The following is a 9,094-nucleotide window of genomic DNA, read 5'->3' on the forward strand; positions in this document are numbered from 1 at the left end:
ATTATATGACTTTCAAAATAAATATAATTTTATGGTATCATAAAATTGTATAAATATGTAGTAATACTTCAAATAATAAAGACGGAGGTAAAAATGCATGAAAGCTGAAATACTATGTGTAGGAACAGAAATTTTACTTGGAGATATAGTCAATACCAATGCCCAATTCATATCCAAACATCTGGCAAATTTAGGTATAGAAGTATTTCATCAATCCGTAGTTGGGGATAACCCAGAAAGGCTTTTAGATGAATTAGAGAATGGTTTTAAAAGATCGGATATTATAATTACAACAGGAGGACTTGGACCCACTCCAGATGATCTGACAAAAGAAACAAGTGCTAAATTTTTCAACAGAGAGCTCATCCTAGATGAAAAATCACTGGAGGATTTAAAGGATCATTTCAATAAGATGGGCAGATCCTATTCTAAAGGCAATAATATAAAACAGGCCTATTTCCCTAAAGGTTCTAAAATACTGCCCAACCCTCACGGTACAGCTCCTGGATGTATCTTAGAAGTAGAAAATAAAACCCTCATAATACTTCCAGGTCCCCCCAGAGAAGTTGCACCTATGTTTACTGAATATGTAGAGCCTTTTTTAAAGAAATACAGCAGAGGGATAATAAAATCAAAGACACTTAGAATATCTGGAATAGGAGAAGGTATCATGGCAGAAATGGCATCGGACATCATAAACAACAGTACTAATCCCACTGTAGCCCCTTATGCCAAAGAAGAGGATACAATACTTAGAATTACGGCAGAAGCTTCTACAGAAGATGAAGCCTTAACTCTCATAGAACCTGTAGAATCCAAACTCAGAAAAATATTTGGGATAAATATTTATGGAGAGGATGATGTAAAAATAGAAGAAGTACTGGGCAAGATGCTTATAGATAAAGACTATACCATATCCTCTGCCGAGTCATGCACCGGAGGACTGATAGCTGCAAAACTTGTAAATTATCCGGGAATATCAAAAGTATTTAAAGAAGGAGCTGTTACCTACAGCAACGAAGCCAAAATCAACAGGCTTGGTGTCAAAAGGGAAACTCTAGATAAATATGGTGCTGTAAGCTATGAAACCGCAAGAGAAATGGCTGAAGGCATAGCTAAAACCTCTGATACTGACATAGGCATAGCTACCACTGGAATTGCCGGCCCTGACGGAGGCTCCCCAGAAAAGCCCGTAGGTTTGGTCTATATGGGACTTTACATCAGAGGTAAAACACAAGTCAAAAAATTTCAATACTTTGGCAATAGAGCCACCATAAGAAAAAGAGCAACTATGAGTGCCCTGGATTGGGTACGAAGGGAAATCATGAATATATAGACGCATTAAATATGAAAGGGTATAATATTCTCAACAACATTATACCCTCTTTGAATGCTGAATTTTACAGATTATTTCTTTTTAATTTTATCCTTCTCATAATCCTCAGGATGATTGAAATACTCACAGTAGGGAGCCACAGGACAATGTTCACAATCGGGTTTTCTAGATTTACATATCTGTCTTCCATGCCATATCAAATAATGATGAGAATCACTCCACATATCCTTAGGTATATTTTTCATAAGCTCCATCTCAACTTTATGAGGAGTATTTCCCCTTGCTATTCCAAGTCTATTAGATACTCTAAACACATGGGTATCTACTGCAATGGCCGGAACTCCAAAAGCGTTTGATAAAACCACATCTGCAGTTTTTCTGCCTACTCCAGGTAATGTGATTAATTTTTCCATCGTATCGGGAACTTGACCTTGATATTTTTCCATAATCGTTCTACTTGCTTCCAATATATGCTTGCTTTTATTCCTAAAAAAGCCACAGCTTTTTATTTTTTCTCCTAACTCCTCTTCTGTCAATGAAACCATTTTCTCAGGAGTATTAAATTCTTTATACAATTCACTTGTAACCTTGTTTACTCTAACATCGGTACATTGAGCCGAAAGCATTGTAGCTACCAATAATTCATAAGGAGATCCGAATTTCAATGCACATTTTGCTTCTGGATATGTTTCACTTAATATTTTTAATATTGTATTTACAATTCGTTTGTTCAATTTTTATCACCTTCATTAAAACTATACACTCCTCTATATTTTTCAGGAAGCAGCTTTGCTATTTCATACATGAAAAAATCGATTACTCTATCTTCATATTCATGTTTTTCCTCATCCTTGTTTCGACCTGGTACATGTAATTCCTTTCCTATGTTTACTGTCACCTTGGCAGGATGAAAACTTTCCAAAGCCATACCTTTATCATTTATAGGTAAAAGCTTTTCAGTTCCCCATATTCCTATGGGAACTATTCTTCCCTTAGATAATTTTTGTATAAGCACTATCCCTTTTTTCCCTTTGTTCATAGTAGATGTTCTACTCCTCGTGCCCTCAGGAAATATAAGCATATTTTCACCGGATTTAATTGCCTTTACTATATTGGAAATGGCCCCTTTATCTGCAGAATTTGGTTTTATAACTATAGTTTTCGTCATGCTCATTCCAAGTTTGGTAAGACAATCATTATTCAATTTCATCCCTGCAACAAAAGTTAAATTTTCTTTTTTAAATACGTCGCTAAGAACTAATGCATCTGAATTACTTAAATGATTACATATAAATACAATAGGCCTTTTAACTTCATTTAAATGCTCCATACCTTTAACTTCTATAGTCGCATATTTATTTAAGTAGCCATTTAACACTTTCTTCGAAATATACCTTACTAATCCCTGAGGCAGACATCCAATTAGCTTAGCCATCCATGGAGAAATCATAGATAAAGCCACCTTCCCTTTTATATATAATATAATCCTAAAATAATGTCATCATATAAATTATAATTTCAAAACATGTAAAAGTCTATTATAATAATCTTTTATATAGGAAGATTTTATATTTTTTATCTCAACATTTTTGCCCAGCATAAGTGCATTTATTATAGCATTTCTCTGAATAATATTTTTACCCCTCCATCCACAGGAAGTATTGTAATATTTTTCGATAAATGTGCTCTTATCAATATTGACAATCTCGTTTAAATCTACTCTCTCCATGAAATTGAAAGGTCTTAAATCTTCTATATTTGAATAAATAATATCGCCATTATATGGACACACTTCCTGACATGTATCACATCCAAATAGTCTTCCCTGAAATATTGGGAACCATTTACTATCTACATTTTTTTTCTGGGTAATATAAGACATGCACTTATTGGAATCCCTGTTCCCACAGATGGCCCCTGTAGGACATGCAGTCTGGCATAAACTGCAATTCCCGCATTTACTTTTCAAAGGGATGTCACTTTCTACCTCTATATCAGTTATTATCTCACCCAAAAATACATAGGATCCATATCTTTTCGTAATAAGCATATTATTTTTCCCTATAAATCCTATTCCACTTTGAAAAGCTATATATCTTTCAGGCAAAAAATTACTATCCACAAAATATCTGGTTTTTCCACCTAAACTCTCTATATAACCACATATTTTTTTTAAATAAGCCTCTACAACTTTATGATAATCTTTTCCCCTGGTATATAGTGAAAATTTTATATCTTTTTGTATATGATCCTTTTTAAATAAATAGGGAAAGGCAACAGATATTATTGTCTTTCCCCCGTCCATATATTCACAAGAATTAATCCTCTTCTTAATATCCTTTTCTTCGAACTCACTTTCCAGTAAATTTTCTTTCCTAAAGCAGAGATATCCTTCCAGTTCAGTATACACTCTACATTTGGTAAAGCCTACAGTATCCAAACCTATACTGTGACAATAATTTAATATTTCTCTTTTACAATCCAATATTTCACCTACTCCTACAGGAATTTTATATCACCATTTCATTATATATCTTTTTTTTATCTCCTGCATAGTCTTTTATTTCTATAACTTCTGCTCTTTTCCTATATATAATCCTCACAGGTATACCCACTGCGGTACAATCCGAAGGTATATCTTTCAAGACCACTGCATTAGCTCCTATTTTAACATTGTCCCCTACAACTATAGGTCCCAGTATTTTTGCGCCGCTTCCTATAAATACATTATTCCCAATAGTAGGATGTCTTTTTCCCGTATCTTTCCCTGTTCCCCCCAGAGTTACTCCGTGGTACAATGTTACATTGTCCCCGACTTCTGCAGTTTCTCCTATTACAACTCCCATTCCATGATCAATAAACAATCCTTTACCTATTTTAGCTCCAGGATGAATTTCTATACCAGTGAACATTCTGGATATCTGTGATATAACTCTGGCAATAAAAAAGAATTTTTTCTTATAAAAAAAATGAGATATTCTATAATGGATCAAAGCATGTATAAAAGGATATACTAAAAATACTTCTACTGGATTTCTAGCTGCTGGATCATTTTTCATGGCATTTTTAATATCATAAGCTAATAGTTTGAATGGATTTTTTATCATTATGTCACCCCCATTACTTTTATTTCCATTTAACATCTTTTCACAGGGAAGTGCTCTCTGCAAAAAGATGTCCAATATACAGGAATTTAATACAATTTAATCATACAATCCCATGGAAAGATATTTCTCTCCTCCATCTGGTGCCACCGTAGCCACTTTCTTGCCTTTCCCCAATTTTTGGGCTACTTGTATAGCTGCTGCTATATTAGCTCCTGAAGATATTCCAACCAATATTCCCTCTTCTTTTCCCATAAGTCTGGCATACTTAAACGCCAATTCATCTGTCACTGTAATAATATCATCTACCAGTTCCGATTTGTATATATCTGGTATAAATCCAGCACCTATACCCTGTATCTTATGTGGACCTGGCTGACCACCTGATAAAACTGGTGATGACGCAGGTTCCACAGCAATTATTTTAGTATTTTTATTCCTCTTTTTCAGATTCTCTCCCACTCCTATTAACGTTCCACCGGTACCAACACCAGCTAAAAATGCATCCACATCCTTTAAATCACTTAATATTTCTTCAGCTGTAGTTGCATAATGTTTTTGAGGATTTGCTATATTCACAAATTGCTGTGGTATATAGTAACCTTCCTTGTCCTTAGCAATTTCATAAGCTTTTTCTATAGCGCCTTTCATTCCCTTGATTCCGTCTGTGAGAACCAATTCAGCTCCATAAGCCTTTATCATATTTCTTCTCTCTACGCTCATGGTTTCCGGCATCACAATTATCACTTTATATCCCTTTAATTTACCTATCATGGCAAGGGCAATACCTGTATTGCCGCTAGTGGGTTCAACTATGGTACCTCCCGGTTCTATAAGTTTTTCTCTTTCGGCCCTCTCAATCATTCCAAGAGCAGCCCTATCTTTAATGCTTCCTCCCGGATTATATTTTTCAAGCTTAACATATATATCAGCTGAATTTTCTTCTTTAAAATTATCCAATTTAAACAAAGGTGTATTTCCTATCATATCTATAGCATTATTAAATATCATTACTATTTTCCTCCCAAAAATTTTTTAAATAATTTAATTATCCTAATAACTTCAATGACATTTGATTTTGACGTCAAAAAAACTTCCTCTCTACATTTTCTATAGAGACGAAGTTTATGCTCCGTGGTTCCACTCTTTTTGGTTCCCATAAAGAACCCACTCATAATCGAACACAGCGCTATGTTCTATCACTATAACGGGTGATCCCGATGTAACCTACTGTCAATTCGGCCCATAACTCCAAAGAGCACTTCACTTAAACTCCATTAAAAAACTTCTCAGCACACAGTTTTCTCTCTGTAAAATTTCATTTAAGCTACTTTTCTTTTTCAAAGCATTTCTGAGTAATTTACTATGATTTATATTATATATTATACAACTACCTGGATTTTTGTCAATATTTTTTTATATATTCATAATTTATTTCAAAGCTCAAAGTACAAATATAAAATATGAAATTTGGTTGATTTTGCTTATCACATGTATTATAATAAATATTAATAATAATTATTTAATAATAACAAATCAAAGTAAAAACCAGTACATTAAAAGGAGGATATAGGTAACTGATGTCAATTTATAAATTTGGGGAAAAAATCAATGACAATGCAATTAAAAATTCCGAAGGTAAATCTTTTGCATCCGTGAAAAAATGGAAGTGCCTCGTATGCGGAATAATAATTGAAGGCGAGGAACCACCTAAGGTATGTCCGGTATGCGGTGCTGATTCCAGTCAATTTGTGGAAGTATCTGAAAAAAGCCCTGTAGATTTTAGCACAGATAAAAACGAACGCTTTGTAATAATTGGAAACGGAGCTGCAGGCTACTATGCTGCCGATTCCGTAAGAAAAAGAAACAAAAGCTGCAGTATAACAATCATATCTTCTGAAAATTTTTTAACCTACTACAGGCCTGAACTTTCAGATTATCTTTTAAAATCAATACCTGATAAAGACTTTTACCTTTCCGATAAAAATTGGTATAAAGACAACAACATAGAGCTCATTCTAAACTGCAATATAATAAATGTTGATACAGTATCAAAAAAAATAACTTCAGAGACAGGGCAGGAATTTCCATACGACAAACTCATACTTGCAAATGGCAGCTATAACTTTGTAATTCCAATAAAAGGTAAAGATAGGGATGGAGTATTCACTTTAAAATATAAGTCAGATGCAGAAAATATAAAAAACTATATGTCCAAATCTAAAAATGCGGTTATAATAGGAGGCGGACTTTTAGGGCTTGAAGCTGCCTGGTCAATTAAAAATTTCGGTCTAGACACTACCGTAGTCGAATTTTCAAATAGACTGCTTCCTCGACAATTAGATTCCGAGAGTGCTTTGATGTTTAAAGAAGCCGTAGATAAATCCGGGGTAGAAATAATACTTGGAGATTCCGCAGAAGAAATACTGGGAGAAGAAAGGGTAACCGGTGTACGATTAAAAAGCGGTAAAATTATAAAAGCCGATATGGTGCTGTTTTCCGTTGGTATACGTCCCAACAAACAACTGGTAGAAAATACAGATATAAAAACAGATAAAGGCATCATAGTAAATGATAAAATGGAGACCTCTATAAAAGATATATATGCCTGTGGGGACATCTGCCAATACAATGGGAGAGTTTACGGAAATTGGCCTGCTTCTGAAAACATGGGTAAAGTTGCTGGAGCTAATGCTTCAGGAGACGAATCACATTTTTCAGACTTTATATCCTCTTCTTTTTTTACTTCAATGAACGTAAACTTGTTTTCATGTGGTGATATTTCATCGGAATCTCAGACACTGACTTTAAAAGATGCACCAGCTGGAAAATATCAAAAATTATTCTTTGAAAACAATAAGTTAATAGGTGGAATATTAATGGGAGATACAAAAAAATCCGGCAAAATTATTTTAGCAATACAGAATAAAAAATGTATGCAGGATATAATAAAAGAAAACCCTTTCATTTAATTCTTTAAATTGAAAAAAACAAACCGACTCTTATAACTATAGTCGGTTTGTTTTTTTCTCATGTTTAAACAGCACTGCATTGACCTCTCCCCCCAATATTATTATAACAGCCAGAATAAAAAGCCAGGTGAGAAGAGCTATTGCGGCTCCTATGCTGCCGTAGATTATAGAGTAATTGGCAAAATTATTGACATAAAATGCAAAAATCATGGATATTATCACAATACTAATTGTGGAAAACACCGCCCCTGGAATTACCTCTCTCCATACAAGTTTTATACTGGGAGTGTAGATATAAACTGCAGAAAAAATAAATACTGTAGAAACAAATATAATTACATATCTCAATATATCCCATATAAAATTAAATTCTTCAGAAAATCCAAGGTTAAAAGCTATTAAACTTCCAAGCATCTGCCCAAATACCAAAAATAATATGGTAATTATCATTATGATCGTTATTCCGAGAGTGCACAATATAGCTACAGTATATATCTTTACTATGGATCTGTGTTCCTTTTGATTGTATGCCTTATTGAGTCCTTTTATCACTGCATGAAACCCTCCAGAAGAAGCCCATATTGTAAAAATTAAACTCAGATATATCAATTGAGTATTTTTAGTAACTGTAATTCTGAGAACTGTGCTCTCTACTAACTCCAGTACATTTTTAGGTAATATATAGCTCAAAACTGTAAGTATATCACTACTGCTCACATCACTATACCCTATAAAACTTATAATAAATATAAGGAAAGGGAAAAAAGAAAATATCAAACTATAGGCAAGCTGAGAAGCAAGTGCTAGAACATCGTCTTCCATAAATCTAAAGATAAGCTCTTTTATTTTATATACAGTATTTTTTTTCAACTACATATTCCCCCTTTCATGTACTAGCCTACTAAATAATTTTCTTGATTTTCATACTATAAATAATATGCTGCATTTTTACTAATATTATAATTTCTCCATTTAAATGCTAAATTATAAATAACTCAAAAAGGAGCGCAGCATAATCATGCTACAGCTCCTTTTTTGGGGGAATAATGTTAAATATTACTAGAATTTATTTGAAATATCTATTCAGCAGCCCTGTAAATGCAGCTCCGTGCCTTGCTTCGTCTTTACACATTTCATGTACAGTATCATGAATTGCATCATAATTTAATTTTTTCGCCAGCGTTGCCAAATCCTTTTTACCCTTGCATGCTCCAGCTTCTGCTTCTATTCTCATCTGCAAATTTTTCTTTGTATCTGGTACTACCACTTCTCCCAATAATTCTGCAAATTTGGATGCATGTTCTGCCTCTTCAAAAGCTATTCTCTTATATGCTTCTGCAACTTCTGGATACCCTTCTCTATCAGCTTGACGGCTCATGGCAAGATACATTCCAACTTCAGAACATTCTCCAGTAAAATTAGCTCTCAATCCCTCTAATACCTGAGGATCCACTCCTTTGGCAACACCTATTTTATGCTCATCTGCCCAAGCAGCTGAATCCTCGGATTTTTCCACAAATTTATCTGACGGCGCACCACATACAGGACATTTTTGAGGTGCCCTTTCTCCTTCATAAACATATCCACAAACTGAACAAACAAATTTTTTCATAATAAAATTCCTCCTAAAATTTATTTTATGTAATTAATTTATTAACTCTTTTGAACAATTATTATTATAT

9 protein-coding genes and 1 other annotated feature are annotated in these 9,094 nt (G+C 33.8%); of the genes, 2 read left to right on the forward strand and 7 right to left on the reverse strand.

Translation table 11 applies throughout. The features are described 5' to 3' along the window. Nucleotides 1-97: 97 nt before the first annotated feature. Nucleotides 98-1,336 carry a competence/damage-inducible protein A gene (locus tag J5G60_RS13980; protein ID WP_150358675.1) on the forward strand — a complete coding sequence of 413 codons (1,239 nt, stop codon included), beginning with the start codon at nt 98-100 and terminating at the stop codon, nt 1,334-1,336. A 71-nt stretch (nt 1,337-1,407) separates the two neighbouring features. Here the strand turns inward: J5G60_RS13980 and nth are convergent, their stop codons facing one another. From nth to cysK, 5 genes are all read right to left on the reverse strand, one after another. After that, on the reverse strand, nt 1,408-2,070 hold the full coding sequence (nth, locus tag J5G60_RS13985) for an endonuclease III (RefSeq protein WP_150358676.1): 663 nt from the start codon (nt 2,068-2,070) through the stop codon (nt 1,408-1,410). Further along, nucleotides 2,067-2,786, reverse strand: a complete 720-nt coding sequence (locus J5G60_RS13990) for a lysophospholipid acyltransferase family protein (protein WP_150358677.1) — start codon at nt 2,784-2,786, stop codon at nt 2,067-2,069. Before J5G60_RS13990 ends, nth begins: the two co-directional genes overlap by 4 nt. Before the next feature lie 60 nt (nt 2,787-2,846). Continuing rightward, nucleotides 2,847-3,821, reverse strand: a complete 975-nt coding sequence (gene queG, locus J5G60_RS13995) for a tRNA epoxyqueuosine(34) reductase QueG (RefSeq protein WP_150358678.1) — start codon at nt 3,819-3,821, stop codon at nt 2,847-2,849. 25 nt (nt 3,822-3,846) lie between these two features. Continuing rightward, the gene (gene epsC / locus J5G60_RS14000) at nt 3,847-4,440 is read right to left on the reverse strand and encodes a serine O-acetyltransferase EpsC (RefSeq protein WP_150358683.1); all 594 of its coding nucleotides are present in this window, start codon (nt 4,438-4,440) and stop codon (nt 3,847-3,849) included. Nucleotides 4,441-4,539: 99 nt separating this feature from the next. Further along, nucleotides 4,540-5,451 (reverse strand): cysteine synthase A, encoded by a 912-nt coding sequence (gene cysK / locus J5G60_RS14005; protein WP_150358679.1) that lies wholly within the window; start codon nt 5,449-5,451, stop codon nt 4,540-4,542. A 100-nt stretch (nt 5,452-5,551) separates the two neighbouring features. After that, nucleotides 5,552-5,793 (reverse strand) — a binding site (T-box leader). 227 nt (nt 5,794-6,020) lie between these two features. Here cysK and J5G60_RS14010 point away from each other — a divergent pair. Next, nucleotides 6,021-7,412 (forward strand): FAD-dependent oxidoreductase, encoded by a 1,392-nt coding sequence (locus J5G60_RS14010; RefSeq protein ID WP_150358680.1) that lies wholly within the window; start codon nt 6,021-6,023, stop codon nt 7,410-7,412. Between the two features lie 36 nt (nt 7,413-7,448). Here J5G60_RS14010 and J5G60_RS14015 read toward each other — a convergent pair whose 3' ends face one another. Continuing rightward, nucleotides 7,449-8,282, reverse strand: a complete 834-nt coding sequence (locus J5G60_RS14015; RefSeq protein WP_150358681.1) for a YihY/virulence factor BrkB family protein — start codon at nt 8,280-8,282, stop codon at nt 7,449-7,451. Nucleotides 8,283-8,478: 196 nt separating this feature from the next. Next, nucleotides 8,479-9,024: an NADH peroxidase gene (locus J5G60_RS14020; protein WP_150358682.1), complete on the reverse strand. Its 546-nt coding sequence runs from the start codon at nt 9,022-9,024 to the stop codon at nt 8,479-8,481. Between the last annotated feature and the right edge of the window lie 70 nt (nt 9,025-9,094).

It is taken from the genome of Clostridium sp. HV4-5-A1G, assembly GCF_900184915.1.
In the GTDB taxonomy this organism is placed as follows: domain Bacteria; phylum Bacillota; class Clostridia; order Clostridiales; family Clostridiaceae; genus Clostridium_B; species Clostridium_B aromativorans.